A 15,464-nucleotide genomic window follows, 5' to 3' on the forward strand; every position below is an offset into this window, starting at 1 on the left:
CGCCAGCACCTGGTCCAGGGCGGCGTCGAGCGCGTCGAACGCCGCGACGACCTCCTCCCGACCACTCGAACACATGTTCGAATACTATCAGAACTCGCCGGCGCCCGCCACCACCATCCACAGGCAAAACCACAGTGACCCAAGAGAATGCAGGGACAGTCGCGACCCCTGTGGCCGACTGGAGCCGGTCCTGTCCCGTGCCGCTCCGCGGCGGCCGGCAACGCACCCGAAGACACGACAAGCAGGAGCGTCACCTGCCACCAGTGTCAATATTGACAAAACTTTGCGACGCGCGTGGGACTGCGTGAGACTGCGCCCATGGTCTCGCTACTCGTCCATGCAGTCCTCGGGTTATCCGTCGTCGGCTGGATCATCGCATCCAACCCGGCGGTCTACGCGAAACCGGCAGGCGGACACTGGTTCTCGGTGCTGGAAGGCGTGTACTACGTCGTCGGCGTCGCATCGGTCGCGGCCGGCTGGTACTTCAACGTCCGCTTCGTGCACCAGTACGCGAACGGCAACCCGAACCCGTTCTGGGGGCCGGGCAGCTGGGCCGACTACATCCGGCTGATGTTCACCAACCCGGCGGCATCGTCGGCCGGGCAGGACTACACGATCGCCAATGTCATTCTGTTGCCGCTGTTTACGGTCGTGGACGGCTATCGGCGTGGGCTGCGGCGGCCATGGCTGTATTTCGTGTCGAGCTTGTTCACCAGCTTCGCGTTCGCGTTCGCGTTCTACTTCGCCACCGTCGAGCGGCAGCACCGCCACGAGCACGCCCGCATAAAAGTCAACGCCTAAGGCTCCAGCAGCTCGGTGCCGACGAACGGCACCAAAGCGTCGGGGACCCGCACGCTGCCGTCGGGGCGCTGGTGGTTCTCCAGGATCGCCACCAGCCAGCGGGTGGTGGCCAGCGTGCCGTTGAGCGTCGCCGCGATCGCCGGCTTGCCCGCTGTGTCGCGGTAGCGGGTCGCCAGCCGGCGCGCCTGGAACGTGGTGCAGTTGGACGTCGAGGTCAGCTCGCGATAGGTCCCCTGGGTGGGAACCCATGCCTCGCAGTCGAATTTGCGGGCCGCCGAGGAGCCCAGATCGCCGGCGGCGACGTCGACGACCCGATACGGCACCTCGATGAGTGCCAGCATCTGGCGCTGCCAGCCCAGCAGCCGGTCGTGCTCGGCCTCGGCCTCGGCGGGCGTGCAGTACACGAAGCCCTCGACCTTGTCGAACTGATGCACCCGGATGATCCCCCGGGTGTCCTTGCCGTAGCTGCCCGCCTCGCGGCGGAAGCACGACGACCACCCCGCATACCGCAGCGGCCCGCCGGACAGGTCGAGGATCTCGCCGGAGTGGTAGCCGGCCAACGGCACTTCGGAGGTGCCCACCAGGTACAGGTCGTCGGCCTCCACCCGATACACCTCGTCGGCGTGCGCGCCCAGAAATCCGGTGCCGGCCATCACCTCCGGGCGCACCAGCACCGGCGGGATCATCGGGATGAAGCCGTTGTCGACTGCCAGCCGCATCGCCAGCTGCAGCAACCCCAGCTGCAGCAGCGCACCGCGGCCGGTCAGGAAGTAGAACCGCGACCCGGACACCTTGGCACCGCGCTGCATGTCGAACAGGCCCAGAGATTCGCCGAGTTCCAGGTGGTCCCTAAGGTTTTCGATGACGGCCGGTTCGCCGACGACGTCGACGACGGTGTAGTCGTCTTCGCCCCCGGCGGGCACGCCGTCGAGGATGATGTTGGAGATCGCCAGGTGCGCCGCGGTGAATGCCGACTCGGCATCGGCCTGGTCGGCTTCGGCCGCCTTGACCTGATCGGCCAATTCCTTCGCGCGCTGCAGCAGCGCCGGGCGCTCGTCGGCGGCTGCGGCGCCCACCTGCTTGCTGGCGGCCTTCTGCTCGGCGCGCAGCGTGTCGGCCGTCGCGATCGCGGTCCGCCGGGCGATGTCGGCCGCCAGCAGCGCGTCGACCAGGGCAGGGTCTTCGCCGCGGCTGAGCTGGGACCGGCGCACGACGTCGGGGGCTTCGCGCAGCAGCTTCAGGTCGATCACGGTCTTGAACCCTACTTTCGGCGGGTACTGCCGAGCATGGCGAGGTGGTCGCACGACAGCCACATTCGCAACTCTTGTCACGCCACTCGCCGTCCGATGCCAGAATGGGACCGATGTCAGACGTGCCCAATCCCGACGGTCCCGCTCCCGGCCGCCCGCAATCCCGGCCGGCGCGGCTGCTGCGGCTACTGACCCGGCGCGCCTCGGCCACCCAGCGAGCGCTGCTGCTGACGGCGCTGGGAGCTCTGCTGATCGCCGGGCTGGTCACCGCGCTTCCGATCGCGGACGTGGGTCCGAGCCGGCTGGCCAGCCACATCAACCCGATGCCCGGCAACGGCGTCAAGGGCAGCGATGCCTTCGCCCATGCCGTCAGCGGCGACTGCCTGATGTGGCCGGAACGCACACCGGAAGCCGCTGCCGTCGTCAACTGCAACGACGACCACCGATTCGAGGTCGCGGAGTCCATCGACATGCGGACCTTCCCGGGCTCGGAGTACGGTCCCGGCGCCGCGCCGCCATCGCCCGCCCGCATCGAGCAGATCAGTCAGGAGCAGTGCGAGCCGGCCGTGCGCCGCTACCTGGGCGCCAAATTCGACCCCGACAGCAAGTTCGTCATCAGCATGCTGTGGTCCGGCGACAAGGCATGGCGGCAGGCCGGCGAGCGCCGGGTGCTGTGCGGGTTGCAGCTGCCCGGCGTGGGTAATCAGCAGACCGCCTTCACGGGCAAGGTCGCCGACCTCGACCAGTCCCGGGTGTGGCCCGACGGCACCTGCCTGGGCATCGACACGTCCGCCAACCAGCCCACCGACATTCCCGTCGACTGCGCCGCGCCGCACGCGATGGAGGTCACCGGCACCGTCAACCTGGCCGAAAAGTTCCCCGACGCGCTGCCTCCCGAACCGCAGCAGGATGCCTTCATCAAGGACACCTGCACCCGGTTGACCGACGCCTACCTCGCCCCGGTCCAGCTGCGCAGCACCACCCTGACGCTGATCTACAACACGCTGACCTTGCCGAGCTGGTCGGCCGGCAGCCGCGAAGTCGCCTGCAGCATCGGCGCGACCCTGGGCAACGGCGGCTGGGCCACATTGCTGAACAGCGCGAAGGGCCGGCTGCGCATCAACGGCCAGCCTCCCGTTCCGCCCCCGGACATCCCCCCGGAGCGGCTCAACCTGCCGCCGATTCTGCCGCCCGCCAGCCCGCCACCAGCCAACCCACCGCAGGCTCCCAGCGCCCCCAGCCCGTCGTCGCCGGCCGGGCAGCGGCAGGGCAACGAGCACCTGCCGCAGCAGCCCGCCGCGCCGGCACCCCAGCAGCCCGCCGCGCCGGCGCAGGGGCCGGCCGCCCCCGCACCGCCGCCCGCGGCACCGTTACCGCCCGCGGACACCCCACCGCCGGACGCCCCGGCACCAGACCTGCCTGCACCCGGGGAGTAGCCGGGTGGCCGTGCCGATGGATGCGCACCGGTTCGACGCGCTGGTCTCCGACGCGCTCGACCTGATCCCACCCGAGCTGACCGCGGTGATGGACAACGTCGTCGTTCTGGTCGCCGACCGCCATCCCGACGACGACGACCTGCTGGGACTCTACGAGGGCGTGGCATTGACAGAGCGGAACTCCAGCTACGCCGGCTCGCTGCCGGACACCATCACGATCTACCGCGACGCGCTGCTGGACATCTGCGATTCCGACGAGGAGGTCGTCGACGAGGTGGCGATTACCGTGATCCACGAGATCGCTCACCACTTCGGTATCGACGACGACCGACTGCACGAGCTGGGCTGGGCGTGACGACGCAGGCTGCTCCTGCGCCGAGCCCTCGGCGCCGGCCGTCTCAGCCTCAGCCCATCGGGCCGGCGCCGGACTCCACGGGGCCGGACTCCATGGGCGCGGTCTGCGCAGCCGGGGAGAACGGCGGGGTCAGGTCACCCCACTGGACACAGCTCCACCGGCCGTCGGTGATCGGCGCCAGCACCACGGCTTCGGCGTTGTCAAGATGGTGATCGACCACGAAGCCGGCGTCGACGCCGGCCAGCACGGCCGCGGTCAGCCGGATCGCCGCGCCGTGGCTGACGACGACGATATCGCTGGTCCAGTCGTCGTCGTCGAGGTAGCGCATGCGCAGGTCGAGCAGCACCGGAACGTAGCGCTCCAGGACCTGGTTGGCGGTCTCCCCGCCCGGCAGCGGCAGATCACGCTCACCCTGGTGCCAGCGCTGGTAGACGGCATTGAACTCGGCCACGGCGTCGTCGTCGCCGCGATTTTCCAAGTCACCGACCTGGACCTCGTGGATACCGGCGACCTCGTGGGCCGCGACGGCGAGTTCGGCGCTGATCTCGGCGGCGGTCTGCGCTGCCCGAACGGCCACCGAGTGGACAACCAGGCCAGGCCGCCGCAGGCCGGTGCGCGCAAACGCGCGTACCTGGTCGCGGCCCGACGGCGTCAGCTCCGTCCCCGGCGGGCGGGTGTCCAGCCGGCGCTCCACATTGGCGTACGACTGGCCGTGCCTCAGCAACACCAACCGGCCGCTCATTGCCGCGGCTCCCGCCCCGCAGCCGAGCCGTCGCGCAGCGAGGCTAGCCAGCCCGCCGCCTCGTCCGGCGGCGGCATCGCGCCGGCCGCGACGCCGGTCGGCCAGGAACCCAGGTAGCGCACGTCGGCGCAGCGACGGTGCAACGCCGCGAGCGCCTCGGCGACCGGGTGGTCGTCGATATGGCCGATGCAGTCCAGGAAGAACACGTAGGTGCCCAGCTCCGTTCGGGTGGGCCGGGATTCGATCCGGGTCAGGTCGATGTCGCGGACGCCGAACTCGGCCAGCGCCGCCACCAGGGCACCCGGTGCGTTGTCGATCCGCAGCACCACCGACGTGCGGTCGGCGCCGGTACGAGCCGGCGGCGGGCCGGGCGGGCCGACCAGCACGAAACGGGTGCGAGCATTCGGCTCGTCCACGACGCCCTCGGCAAGCGCCGCCAGCCCGCGGTGGGCCGCCGCCAGCGGCGAGCTGACCGCGGCGTCCACCCAGCCGTCGGCGACCTGCTGCGCGGCGTCGGCGTTGGAGTTGGCCGGGCGCAGTTCGACGCCGGGCAGGTGCTCGCCCAGCCAGCGCCGCACCTGGGCGGCCGCGACCGGGAAAGCGGCCAGAGTGCGCACGTCGGCTGCTGCGCGGCCGGGCGTGACGACGATGGAGAACGCCACATCCAGCGTCAGCTCCGCGAAGACTTGCAGCGGCGACCCCATCGCCAGGCCGTCCAGTGTGGGCGTCACCGAACCGTCGATCGAGTTCTCGATCGGCACGCACGCGTAGCCGGCCGCGCCGCTGCGCACGCAGTCCAACGCCGCCGGTGTGCTCTCGGCGGGCATCGGGCGCACAGCGCCCGGGCCGTGCTGCGGAACCAGGCCGGCCTCGGTCATCTGCAGCAGCGCCGCTTCGGTGAAGGTCCCCGCGGGGCCGAGGTAGGCGATGGCAACCACGACCAAAACACTATCGGCTCCGGCACCGCCGCCACTGACCGTCGCCGTGACGAGCCGTTACGGTGGCGAGGTGACCGCGCCCGGACGGGAACTCGACGGCGATCCCGCGCAGCGCCGGGCGCTGCGCATCGAGCTGATCGTCGTCTTGGCGGTCACGTTCGGGTTGAGCTCCGTCACCGCGGCCCTGCAACTGACCGACGCGGTGTTGCGCAATCTGAGCACCCAGCGCATCCCGCTGAATCCCCGGCGGTCCTACTTCGGCCCGATCGACTTCGGCCTGAACGCGGCGGGCGTCGCTCAGCTGATCGCCTGGGGCGGGCTGGGCCTGTACCTGCTGTGGCGCGGCGGGACGTCGCCCGCCCGGATCGGGCTGGGCCGCTTCGACCTGCGCCGAGACCTGCTGGGCGGCGTCGGCCTGGCCGCGCTGATCGGGGTGCCCGGTCTGGCGCTCTACCGGGCCGCGCGGGCGCTGGGTTTGGACGCGTCGGTCGTCCCGTCCAGCCTGAGCGACACCTGGTGGCGCATCCCGATGCTGGTGGCGGCGGCGTTCGCCAACGGCTGGGCCGAGGAGATCATCGTGGTGGGGTATCTGCTCACCCGGCTGTCGCAGCTGGGCGTCCACCCGCGCGTGGCACTGGTGGGTTCAAGTGTGCTGCGCGGCGCCTACCACCTCTACCAGGGCTTCGGCGCCGGGCTGGGCAACGTCGCGATGGGCCTGGTGTTCGGGACGGTGTGGCAGCGCACCGGCCGGCTGTGGCCGCTGGTGCTGGCACACGGGCTGATCGACACCGTGGCGTTCGTCGGGTACGCCCTGTTGGCCGGCCATCTCGGATGGCTGCTCGGGTGAGCCGCCGGCGGCGCGTGTGGGGTCGGCTGCTGGCGCTCGTCGTGCTGACGGTCATGCTGGTCACCGCCGGCGTCTTCGGCGGCGCGCTGTGGCTGGACGGCGCGCTGCACCGCGAGCCGGTGCTGGCCGGATATCCCGACCGGCCGCCCGCCGGGCGAGGCACGAACTGGCTACTGGTGGGCTCGGACAGCCGCCGCGGCCTCACCTGGAAGCAGCAGCAGACACTGGCCACCGGTGGCGACGTCGGCGACGGGCGCACCGACACGATCCTGCTGGTGCACGTCCCGGTGTGGGGGTCGGGCACGGCGACGACGATGGTGTCGATGCCGCGCGACTCCTACGTGCCGATTCCCGGCTACGGCCGCGACAAAATCAACGCCGCGTTCGCCATCGGCGGTGCGCCGTTGCTGGTCCGGACCGTCGAGCAGGCCACCGGCCTGCGTCTCGACCACTACGTCGAAGTCGGATTCGGCGGGTTCGCCGACCTGGTCGACGCGCTGGGCGGCGTCCGCATCTGCCTGTCCGCGCCGATCAGCGACCCGCTGGCCGGACTCGACCTGCCTGCCGGCTGCCAGGAGCGCGACGGCCGTGCCGCACTCGGGTACGTCCGGACCCGGGCCACCCCGCGCGCCGACCTGGACCGCATGGTCAACCAGCGGAACCTGGCGGCGGCGATGCTGCGCCGTGCCACCCGCCCCGCCGTCTGGCTCAACCCGTGGCGCTGGTACGCGGTCCCCCGCGCCGCGGCCGCCGCGCTGACCGTCGACACCGGCGAGCACGTCTGGCAGCTGGCCCGGCTGGCCTGGGCGTTGCGCGGCTCCACCACCACGATGACGGTTCCGATCGGCGAGCTCACCGGCAGCGACTCCGGCTCGGTCGTGGTGTGGGATCACGCCGCAGCCGCGCAGCTGTTCGACGCGCTGGCCGCCGATGAGCCGGTGCCGGCCGTGTCCTCGGCGGGCCCGGGTAGCAGCGTGGGTCGGTGACAGGTTGGGCACGCCTACCTGTATTGCGGGCGCGTTCCGTTTTGATTTTGCGTTCAGGGCTGTGGTTTTCGTCGTGTCGCAGCCCTGGACGCAAACTCAACGCCTTGGATGCCCACCGGGCGGACAGGCGGGCAGCACATACCACCGCGCCCCCAGCCCGTCCACCCGCCTAAAGGCCCGACCGAATCCAACAGGAAACGGCTTGTATCTATTAGACGTCATGGTTCGGTGGCTAAATCGCAGCAGACTCGTCAATCAATTTACTGAACATAGGCTTGCTTTACTTAGGAAAAGCTGACCTGAATTAGCATCACCTTGGTTGAAATGACCCTCCGAGCTGGGTAACCTCACCGTCATGACCAGTCACGACACCCCTCAGACAAAATTCCACGGGCTCCTTCAAGAGCAGATCCGCAATGAGTTCACTGCGACACAGCAATACATTGCGATCGCGGCGTATTTTGACAACGACGACCTGCCGCAGCTGGCTAAATTCTTTTACCAGCAGGCCGACGAGGAACGCGAACACGCAATGAAGATCGTGCACTATTTCATCGACCGCGATGTGAGCGTTGAGATCCCGGGAGCCGACGAGGTGGGCAACCGGTTCGACACCCCTCGGGACGCGATCGCGTTGGCACTCGGCCTGGAGCGTACGGTCACCAGGCAAGTCGCTGCGCTGGTGGCCGCGGCCCGCGAGGAGGGCGACTTTCTCGGCGAGCAGTTCATGTGGTGGTTCCTCGAGGAGCAACGCGAGGAAGAGGCGACGATGACGACCCTGCTGCGGGCCGCCGAGCGCGCCGGAGACAACCTCCTCGATCTGGAAGAATTCGTCGCCCGGGATATCAACTCGTAGTCCACCCGACCCGCACGCAGCACCGGAACACTCGGTAAGCCGACAACGCTCGCCGCACCCCACCGGTGACGTCCGCGATGGATCGGCGATCAGTCCGATCCGGTGACACCGTTGCCCAGCCACGCCTTGACCCGGCCGGGATGGTCGGTGGCCAGCCAGGCCACCCCCACTTCCCGGCAGAACTGAACGTCGTCGTACTCGTCGACCGTCCAGCAGTACACCGCCCGGCCCGCGGCGGCGGCACGGTCGACGAGCTCGGGATGGGCACGCAGCGTCTCCAGCGAGGGACCGACCGCCGTGGCGCCGACGGCCGTCGGCGCGCTACTGGCCAGATATCGGGCGGCCTTACCCAGCAGCACCGTGGGCAGCAGCGGCGCAGCCCGTCGGACGCGCCACACCGCCGCCGCGGAAAACGACATCACCACCGCACGCGAACGGTCGGCCGACGCCGGCGTGGCGATCCCGAAGCGGTGCAGCACCGCCAGAACCTTGCTTTCCACCAGCGCGCCGTACCGAACCGGATGCTTGGTCTCGATGAAGATCTTCACCGGCCGTTCCCAGTCCAGCACGAGCGAGACCAGCGCGTCGAAGGTCAGCAGACTGCTGTCGCCGTGCGCGCCGTCGGGACGCCAGCTGCCGTGCCAGGCGCCGTACTCGAACTCGCGTAGTTGAGCCAGCGTCATGGTGCTGACCAGTCCGGCGCCGCTCGACGTGCGGTCCAGCCGCCGGTCGTGCACGCAGACCAGGTGACCGTCGCGGGTCAGGCGGACGTCGCATTCGACGCCGTCGGCGCCTTCCTTGAGGGCGAGTTCGTAGGCGGCCAGCGTGTGTTCCGGCCGGGCGCCCGAGGAGCCACGGTGGGCGACCACGTGTGGGTGCCGGGCGAACACCTCGTCGGCCCGCGTCATAAGCCTCTATGCTGCCGGTTCTTCACCCTCCGGCTCAACTGCCCGGGTGCTTTCCGGCGCGCCGTGCCGATCGTCGGCGACCACGACCCAGCGATGGGCGGGCCGGCCGACCGGTTTGCGCTCGAAGCCCTCGAACACTCGCGCCGTCGCCAGCACGGCGCCCGACGCCAGCAGATAGGCGACCGTTATCGCGACCGTGTTGTTGGCGATTCCCTGCGCCTCATGAGCCCCGCCGGTCGTGGTGGCGAACACCGAGGTCACGGCGCTCAGCAGCCACAGCAGCCACCACCCCCAGATCGCCTCACCCAGTCGGGTGTAGCGGTCTTCGGTGCTCGCCAGCTCGACCACGTAGACCAGCGGCCAGACCAGTGCGGCGAGCGGCAGACAACAGGTGCCGATGCACACAGCCATCACCGCCCAGCTGGGCGGATGGTCGGCTTTTGCCAGCAGCAGCGCGGACGCCATGGCAGCCACGATCGCCACCGACGGCGGCAGCACGACGCCCATCCACAGCGCCCCGGCGGGACGCGGATCGGGCAAGCCCAGGGCGGCGTAGGCGGCGGCCCGCCGCGCAATCAGCCAGCGGATCAGCGTCACCGTGCAGACGATCACCGCCAGCACCGCGGCCAGGCTGGCCAGCACTCCCAACCAGAGCGCGGCGGCGGCCACCGCCGAGTTGAGCAGCGTGTTGCGGTTGACGATCAGCAACAGGTAACGCACGAGGTGGATGAGTGCCGCGATGCCCAGCACCACGACCGCCGCGAACAACGTCGCTCGCACCGAATCGGCCGGAGGGCCGGGCCGGGCCGCTGCCGTCGGCGCCGACGCGACCGGGCCGGATCGGTCCGCCAGTCCCCAGCGCGGTATCACGGCGTAGCGCGGAGTAGGCCCGAGCGGCCGCCGGCGGGGCCGACGCGGCGGCGGGGCGCCCGGCCGCACCGCGATCCACCGGAAACCCGGCGGCAATCGCGCGGGCATCCGCCCCCCGGGCGCCGGCGGCGGCGCTGTTCGCGGGTTCCAGCGCGGGTCGGCGCCGGGCCCGTCTGGCGACGGGGCCAGCAACGTTCCGCGGCACCGCGGACACCACACGCGCTGCCGGTCGCGCACGTTCCAGCGTGTGCCGCACCCGGAGCACACCTGGATCACCGAACTAGCCTAACGGCCGGCGCCGCCGCGGGGCAGAACAGCCCGGGGACCCCGGGTGCGCACGGCTGCCGACGGCTGCGGTCGCCGGTCGCTGACCGCCGAGGTCCGATTCCAGCTACCACCAGGTATCCACAGTTTCCACAGGTTTATCCACAGACGGCCGCGCGGGGCGTCGCCGGTGACATGGCGCCCATTGGGCCGCGGGGCCCCGTCCTTGTGGATAACGACCCGGATGCCTCGCCGCGATCGACAGCTCGAACGGGTGCCGAGCGAAATTGCTCGCCACACTAAACACCCGCCGGACGGGGCCCGCCCGCGGACCGGCGACGACCGTCCCGGCCCGGCCATTCGCGGGCAGCCGCGATCGATCACGGTGCCCGGCCGCAGCTGCGCTGCCCGCCGACCGGGGGCTCGCTTTGCCAACCGTTGCGCAGACGTTTATAGTCGCGACCATCGCGACATTGTGACTCATCTCACGTAGGGGCCAAGTTGAACGTGCGTAACCGGATCGTCCGATGACAGCGCAGCCGATCGGTCCGCAGTCGGCGGCGTCGCCGAACCAGTGGTACGGCGACTCGCCGGTGTTCAATCACTTCAACCTCGTCGCCGGCATGCGCGCCGGCCTGATCGCGCTGGTTCTGCTCGCGGCTCTGGCCGTCGTCGTGCTCTGACACCGCCATCCCGCTCGTACACCTTCCTCGTGGTTGCGGTGCGCGCACTCCATGGAGCAGGGTTGACTACGCCAGGGGCCGCCCGCTCGCGGCGGTAAACCGGCGAACAGAGCGCCGGACGCATGTCACCCTGGACGCACGTCACCACTGACACGAAAGGAATCTCGTGGCTGAATACACCCTGCCGGATTTGGACTGGGACTACGGAGCGTTGGAGCCGCACATCTCGGGTCAGATCAACGAAATTCACCACACCAAGCACCACGCGGCCTACGTCAAGGGTGCCAACGACGCGCTCGCGAAACTGGCGGAGGCGCGCGACAAAGACGACCACTCCGCAATCTTGTTGAACGAGAAGAACCTGGCATTTCACCTGGGCGGCCACGTCAACCACACCATCTGGTGGAAGAACCTGTCCCCCAACGGCGGCGACAAGCCGACGGGTGACCTGGCCGCCGCCATCGACGACGCGTTCGGGTCGTTCGACAAGTTCCGCACCCAGTTCGCCGCCGCCGCCAACGGCCTGCAGGGATCAGGCTGGGCGGTGCTGGGCCGCGACAGCCTCAGCGGCAATCTGCTGACCTTCCAGCTCTACGACCAGCAGGCCAACGTCCCGCTCGGCGTCGTCCCACTGCTGCAGGTCGACATGTGGGAGCACGCCTTCTACCTGCAGTACAAAAACGTCAAGGCCGACTACGTGAAGGCATTCTGGAACGTCGTCAACTGGGCGGACGTGCAGTCGCGCTTCGCGGCCGCGACCACGCACACCACGGTCTGAATCCCGAAGTCTGACTCGCGCGGCTACCCGCCCTCGCGCGGGCAGCCGGATCGGGGCGTGGCGGGTGGTCTCGCTGCGCCCCGACACACGCCGCGGCGCAGCCCGTGTCGGCTTGCACCGCTGGAAAAGCGGGCGCATGCTGGATTTCATCGACCCATCGGCTGGTCGGCGGGTGTCGGCCCGACGTGTCGCGGAGGGCGTTATGGAACCTGGGCCGGGCCGGGCTGTTGAGGTCGCCCCGTTTCACTCCCGTGGTGTCCTGAAGGGGTTCGTGATCTCCGGCCGTTGGCCTGACTCCACGAAGGAGTGGGCGCAGCTGTTGAAGGTTGCGGTCCGGGTCGCGTCGCTGCCCGGGCTGCTGTCGACGACCACCGTTTTCGGTGTCCGCGAGGACCTGCCCGACGACCCCGCGCCCGGCACCGTGGGCCTGGTGCTGGCCGAGGGGCCGGTTGTCGGCGAATCCGCTGTTCTGCCAGGCCATTTCGCGGAGCACCCGCCGCCTGCGCTGTTGCTGTTGCATCCACCGTCGGAGACCATGCCCTCGTTGCCGGAATGCACCGGCGCGGCGTCGGGCTGTGTCCTGCTGCCGGGGCTGCCGCATCTGGGGCTTGAGCACCGCGCGGCGTGGGTGGAGGCGGAGGCCGACGGCACGGTGACCTCACTGGTCAGTCGGGTCGGGATCGACCTGATCAGTCACCCGGATACCGCGATCCTGGCGATGCTGCTCGCTGCGTGACGTCGTGCGCCCGGCTGCGCCCGGGCCGCCGGAACGGTCGTCCGGGCCGCGCCGCGGCGTCGGCCAGCAAATGGGGTTTTCGGCGTGGCGTCGCCGTCGCCGAGTTGCCCGGAATTCGACGCGTTCGCGCGGCGCAGCCCGCGCGAACGGCCAGCGATACCAACGGTGCACGGCAGCGGCACAATTCACTTGGGCCATCGGGTGTATACGTTGCGCTCGACATGAGTTGCGCCTCCTGGGCGTTGACGACGACTATTCGACGTGTCGGCACCGCTGCCGGCCAAGTTTGCACTTGGTTGCGTCGATAACTGTCGCTACGATGGTCAGCAAAGTCGTCTCTGCTGTCAATCGCGCTATCCGCCCGGTGGAGGTCATACCGATGCGCACGACGTTCGCTGCCCGCCTGAACCGCCTGTTCGACACGGTGTATCCGCCCGGGCGGGGGCCGCACACCTCGGCGGAAGTGATCGCGGCGCTGAAGGCGGAGGGCATCACGATGTCGGCGCCCTACCTGTCGCAGCTACGCTCGGGCAACCGCACCAACCCCTCCGCCGCGACGATGGCGGCGTTGGCAAACTTCTTCCGCATCAAGCCGGCCTACTTCACCGACAACGAGTACTACGAGAAGCTCGACACGGAGCTGTCGTGGCTGGCCACCATGCGCGACGACGGCGTTCGCCGCATTGCCGTGCGCGCCGGCGGTCTGTCTGCGCAGGCGCAGCAGGACGTGCTGCACCGCATCGACGATCTGCGCCACAAGGAACACCTCGACGACTGAGCCGGGCGACGACCCATACCCGGCTGACCCGGCTTGATGTCACCTGGCGACGTCCGGTCGTCCCGCTCCGGTTAGGGTTGGGCGATCGATCGCGACAGTGCCGCGATAGTCACCGAGACACCGGGGAGGCGGCCGGGGAATGGGCCTGTTCCGCACGCGAAAAAGCCGGGCGACCCGCCGCGCCGAGGCTCGCGCGATCAAGGCCCGGGCCAAGGTCGAGGCGAAGCTGGCGGCCAAGAACGACAGGCGCCTTTTCAAGTCGGCACAGCGGGCCGAGGCCGCAGCGCTCAAGGCGCAGCTGAAGGCTCAGCGCGACAGCGACCGGACGGCCCTGAAGGTCGCCGAGGCCGAACTGAAGGCGGCGCGCGAAGGCAAGCTGTTCTCCCCGACGCGGATTCGGCGGGCGCTGACGGTGTCACGCCTGTTGGCCCCGGTGGTCGTGCCGTTGGTCTACCGCGCCGCGATCGCGACGCGCGGGCTGATCGATCAGCGCCGAGCCGATCAGCTCGGCGTCCCCGTGGCCCACATCGGTCAGTTCTCCGGGCACGGCGCGCGGCTGTCGGCCCGCATCGCCGGGGCGGAGCACTCGTTGCGGGCGGTGCGGGACAGGAAACCGAAGGACGCCGAGACGACGCGGTTCGCGGATGCCATGTCGGGGCGGCTCGCTGACCTGTCGGCGGCCGTCACCGCGGCGGAGAACATGCCCGCCGCGCGGCGCCGCGACGCCCACTTCGCGATCAATCGACAACTCGACGAGATCGACGCGGATCTCATGGCGCGGCTGGGACTGGCCTGAGGCCGTGTCCCGCATCGCGAAGAACCGCAACCTCCGGTGGTGCCGGCGCGTCGTGGTGGCGTCAACGGCGGCGTGCTGTCTGGCATCGGCCGCGGGTGTCGCACCGGCCTGGGCCCATGTCCGTGCCAGCAGCGACAGCGCCGTGCGGGGCGGCACGGCGATCGTCACCTTCGAGGTGCCCAACGAGTCGCCGACCGGGGCCGCCACGACGGTTTTCACGATCACCCTGCCCGGCGTCGCGTCGGCGCGAACAGCCACCATGCCCGGCTGGACCGCCACGCTCGACCGCGACGCCGCGTCCGGTTCGGTCCGGTCGGTCCGCTGGACCGCCGCCCCGCAGGCCGGCATCCCGGCCTACCAGTTCGGGCTGTTCCGGATATCGACGACATTGCCCGACGACCGCGACGTCGTCAGCTTCCCCGCCGCCCAGAGATACGCCGACGGCGTCGTGGTCAACTGGGATCAGCCGCCGTTGCCCGGCGGCGGCGAGCCGGAATATCCGGCGCCCACGCTGCGGCTGTCCGCCGGCCCGGTGCCGCCGCAGGACGGACGCAGTCCCGGTAGCGGCGCCGCGACGGATCGGGCCGCACCGCCGGCGGACACCACCGCCCGCTGGCTGGCGGGCGGTGCCCTGCTGGTCGGCGCGGCGGGTGTCGCCATCTCGTTCGCACGGCGGCGGACATGAGGCGCCTGGCTCGCGCGGCGGTGTTGGCACTGGCGCTGCTGGTGGCGACGGCGTTCACCGCGCTGGTGACGGCCGGGGTCGCGTTCGCGCACGCGACCCGGGTGTCGGCCGACCCGACCGAGGACGCGGTGCTGAACAGCGGCCCGGCCAAGGTCAGCGCGACGTTCAACGAGCGGCTGCAGACCACGTTCGTGGCGATGACCGTCGTCGGCCCGGACGGCAACCTGTGGTCGACCGGCGACCCGCAGGTACAGGGGGCGGTGGCCAGCGTCGGGCTGCGGCCGCTGGGACCGGCCGGCACGTACACGGTGCACTACCGGGTGACGTCGGCGGACGGGCACGTGGTCGCCGGATCGTGGTCGTTTCGGCTTGCGCTGGCCGGCACCGGCACACCGGGCCCGCCGGCCGCGCCCGCGAACACCTCGACCCGGCGGGTGTCGCCGTGGCTGTTCGCCGCCGGTGTGGTTCTGCTGATTGCCGGCCCGGCGTGGTGGGCAAGTCGGCGACGGTCCTGATCGCCCTGTCGATGCGTTCGGCCACCCGGGCCACTTCCCGCGCTCGGGCTGACCTGCCGGGCCGCGTCGCGGTCCTGGCATGATGGGCGTCGACCGTTGACGTCCGCGAATGGTTTGCGCGACGAGACACTGCAAAGGAGCAGCCGCATGGCAGAGCCGCAGGACCGACCGGACGGCGCATCCGGCACCGCACCCGACAGCGCATCCGCCGCAGGACCGACCCCGCCGGCCCCGGCCGAC

At 70.3% G+C, this 15,464-nt stretch carries 18 protein-coding genes; 13 read left to right on the top strand and 5 right to left on the bottom strand.

Going from position 1 to position 15,464, the window contains the following annotated elements; genetic code table 11:
• Positions 1–318: 318 nt before the first annotated feature.
• On the top strand, positions 319–801 hold the full coding sequence (locus ABDW21_RS11660) for a DUF2834 domain-containing protein (RefSeq protein ID WP_343710470.1): 483 nt from the start codon (positions 319–321) through the stop codon (positions 799–801).
• On the opposite strand, the gene serS is transcribed toward ABDW21_RS11660, so the two are convergent.
• Positions 798–2,051: a serine--tRNA ligase gene (gene serS / locus ABDW21_RS11665; RefSeq protein ID WP_343601634.1), complete on the bottom strand. Its 1,254-nt coding sequence runs from the start codon at positions 2,049–2,051 to the stop codon at positions 798–800. The two genes, ABDW21_RS11660 and serS, sit on opposite strands and share 4 nt — an antisense overlap.
• A gap of 104 nt (positions 2,052–2,155) precedes the next feature.
• Between serS and ABDW21_RS11670 the strand changes: the two genes are divergently transcribed.
• Positions 2,156–3,487 carry a septum formation family protein gene (locus tag ABDW21_RS11670; protein ID WP_343601636.1) on the top strand — a complete coding sequence of 444 codons (1,332 nt, stop codon included), beginning with the start codon at positions 2,156–2,158 and terminating at the stop codon, positions 3,485–3,487.
• A gap of 4 nt (positions 3,488–3,491) precedes the next feature.
• Positions 3,492–3,842 carry a metallopeptidase family protein gene (locus tag ABDW21_RS11675; RefSeq protein WP_343601638.1) on the top strand — a complete coding sequence of 117 codons (351 nt, stop codon included), beginning with the start codon at positions 3,492–3,494 and terminating at the stop codon, positions 3,840–3,842.
• A gap of 49 nt (positions 3,843–3,891) precedes the next feature.
• Here ABDW21_RS11675 and ABDW21_RS11680 read toward each other — a convergent pair whose 3' ends face one another.
• Both ABDW21_RS11680 and pheA read right to left on the bottom strand, forming a co-directional pair.
• Positions 3,892–4,584: a histidine phosphatase family protein gene (locus ABDW21_RS11680; protein WP_343601640.1), complete on the bottom strand. Its 693-nt coding sequence runs from the start codon at positions 4,582–4,584 to the stop codon at positions 3,892–3,894.
• Positions 4,581–5,522 carry a prephenate dehydratase gene (pheA, locus tag ABDW21_RS11685; protein WP_343601641.1) on the bottom strand — a complete coding sequence of 314 codons (942 nt, stop codon included), beginning with the start codon at positions 5,520–5,522 and terminating at the stop codon, positions 4,581–4,583. Before pheA ends, ABDW21_RS11680 begins: the two co-directional genes overlap by 4 nt.
• Before the next feature lie 70 nt (positions 5,523–5,592).
• On the opposite strand from pheA, the gene ABDW21_RS11690 reads away from it, so the two are divergent.
• From ABDW21_RS11690 to ABDW21_RS11700, 3 genes are all read left to right on the top strand, one after another.
• Positions 5,593–6,369, top strand: a complete 777-nt coding sequence (locus ABDW21_RS11690; RefSeq protein ID WP_343601642.1) for a CPBP family intramembrane glutamic endopeptidase — start codon at positions 5,593–5,595, stop codon at positions 6,367–6,369.
• Positions 6,370–6,422: 53 nt separating this feature from the next.
• The gene (locus tag ABDW21_RS11695) at positions 6,423–7,355 is read left to right on the top strand and encodes an LCP family protein (protein WP_343710471.1); all 933 of its coding nucleotides are present in this window, start codon (positions 6,423–6,425) and stop codon (positions 7,353–7,355) included.
• Positions 7,356–7,710: 355 nt separating this feature from the next.
• Complete coding sequence (locus ABDW21_RS11700; RefSeq protein ID WP_343601643.1) at positions 7,711–8,211, top strand: ferritin; 501 nt, start codon at positions 7,711–7,713, stop codon at positions 8,209–8,211.
• An 89-nt stretch (positions 8,212–8,300) separates the two neighbouring features.
• Here ABDW21_RS11700 and ABDW21_RS11705 read toward each other — a convergent pair whose 3' ends face one another.
• Both ABDW21_RS11705 and ABDW21_RS11710 read right to left on the bottom strand, forming a co-directional pair.
• Entirely contained in the window at positions 8,301–9,119 is an 819-nt protein-coding gene (locus ABDW21_RS11705; RefSeq protein ID WP_343601645.1) for a glycerophosphodiester phosphodiesterase, read from the bottom strand.
• Between the two features lie 6 nt (positions 9,120–9,125).
• The gene (locus ABDW21_RS11710; RefSeq protein WP_343601646.1) at positions 9,126–10,265 is read right to left on the bottom strand and encodes a DUF4328 domain-containing protein; all 1,140 of its coding nucleotides are present in this window, start codon (positions 10,263–10,265) and stop codon (positions 9,126–9,128) included.
• Between the two features lie 515 nt (positions 10,266–10,780).
• Here ABDW21_RS11710 and ABDW21_RS11715 point away from each other — a divergent pair.
• The 7 genes from ABDW21_RS11715 to ABDW21_RS11745 all read left to right on the top strand — a co-directional run bounded on the left by ABDW21_RS11715 (position 10,781) and on the right by ABDW21_RS11745 (position 15,224).
• Entirely contained in the window at positions 10,781–10,936 is a 156-nt protein-coding gene (locus ABDW21_RS11715; protein WP_343601648.1) for a hypothetical protein, read from the top strand.
• 166 nt (positions 10,937–11,102) lie between these two features.
• Positions 11,103–11,714 carry a superoxide dismutase gene (locus ABDW21_RS11720; protein WP_343601650.1) on the top strand — a complete coding sequence of 204 codons (612 nt, stop codon included), beginning with the start codon at positions 11,103–11,105 and terminating at the stop codon, positions 11,712–11,714.
• 202 nt (positions 11,715–11,916) lie between these two features.
• Positions 11,917–12,450 (top strand): peptidase, encoded by a 534-nt coding sequence (locus ABDW21_RS11725; protein WP_343601652.1) that lies wholly within the window; start codon positions 11,917–11,919, stop codon positions 12,448–12,450.
• Positions 12,451–12,829: 379 nt separating this feature from the next.
• Positions 12,830–13,228, top strand: coding sequence for a helix-turn-helix transcriptional regulator (locus ABDW21_RS11730; RefSeq protein WP_343601654.1), 399 nt, complete (start codon positions 12,830–12,832; stop codon positions 13,226–13,228).
• Positions 13,229–13,367: 139 nt separating this feature from the next.
• Positions 13,368–14,024 carry a DUF6474 family protein gene (locus ABDW21_RS11735; protein WP_343601656.1) on the top strand — a complete coding sequence of 219 codons (657 nt, stop codon included), beginning with the start codon at positions 13,368–13,370 and terminating at the stop codon, positions 14,022–14,024.
• Between the two features lie 52 nt (positions 14,025–14,076).
• On the top strand, positions 14,077–14,709 hold the full coding sequence (locus ABDW21_RS11740; RefSeq protein WP_343710472.1) for a YcnI family protein: 633 nt from the start codon (positions 14,077–14,079) through the stop codon (positions 14,707–14,709).
• A complete protein-coding gene (locus ABDW21_RS11745; protein ID WP_343601660.1) occupies positions 14,706–15,224 on the top strand; it encodes a copper resistance CopC family protein in 519 nt (172 codons plus the stop codon). The genes ABDW21_RS11740 and ABDW21_RS11745 overlap by 4 nt, the downstream gene beginning before the upstream one ends.
• The last annotated feature ends 240 nt before the right edge of the window (positions 15,225–15,464 follow it).

It is taken from the genome of Mycobacterium sp. (assembly GCF_039583805.1).
GTDB lineage: Bacteria > Actinomycetota > Actinomycetes > Mycobacteriales > Mycobacteriaceae > Mycobacterium.

Coding starts and splice junctions, on each gene's coding strand:
- ABDW21_RS11660 (WP_343710470.1), top strand. CDS start 319: ATGGTCTCGCTACTCGTCCATGCAGTCCTCGGGTTATCCGTCGTCGGC.
- ABDW21_RS11670 (WP_343601636.1), top strand. CDS start 2,156: ATGGGACCGATGTCAGACGTGCCCAATCCCGACGGTCCCGCTCCCGGC.
- ABDW21_RS11680 (WP_343601640.1), bottom strand. CDS start 4,584: ATGAGCGGCCGGTTGGTGTTGCTGAGGCACGGCCAGTCGTACGCCAAT.
- ABDW21_RS11695 (WP_343710471.1), top strand. CDS start 6,423: ATGCTGGTCACCGCCGGCGTCTTCGGCGGCGCGCTGTGGCTGGACGGC.
- ABDW21_RS11700 (WP_343601643.1), top strand. CDS start 7,711: ATGACCAGTCACGACACCCCTCAGACAAAATTCCACGGGCTCCTTCAA.
- ABDW21_RS11705 (WP_343601645.1), bottom strand. CDS start 9,119: ATGACGCGGGCCGACGAGGTGTTCGCCCGGCACCCACACGTGGTCGCC.
- ABDW21_RS11715 (WP_343601648.1), top strand. CDS start 10,781: ATGACAGCGCAGCCGATCGGTCCGCAGTCGGCGGCGTCGCCGAACCAG.
- ABDW21_RS11725 (WP_343601652.1), top strand. CDS start 11,917: ATGGAACCTGGGCCGGGCCGGGCTGTTGAGGTCGCCCCGTTTCACTCC.
- ABDW21_RS11730 (WP_343601654.1), top strand. CDS start 12,830: ATGCGCACGACGTTCGCTGCCCGCCTGAACCGCCTGTTCGACACGGTG.
- ABDW21_RS11735 (WP_343601656.1), top strand. CDS start 13,368: ATGGGCCTGTTCCGCACGCGAAAAAGCCGGGCGACCCGCCGCGCCGAG.
- ABDW21_RS11745 (WP_343601660.1), top strand. CDS start 14,706: ATGAGGCGCCTGGCTCGCGCGGCGGTGTTGGCACTGGCGCTGCTGGTG.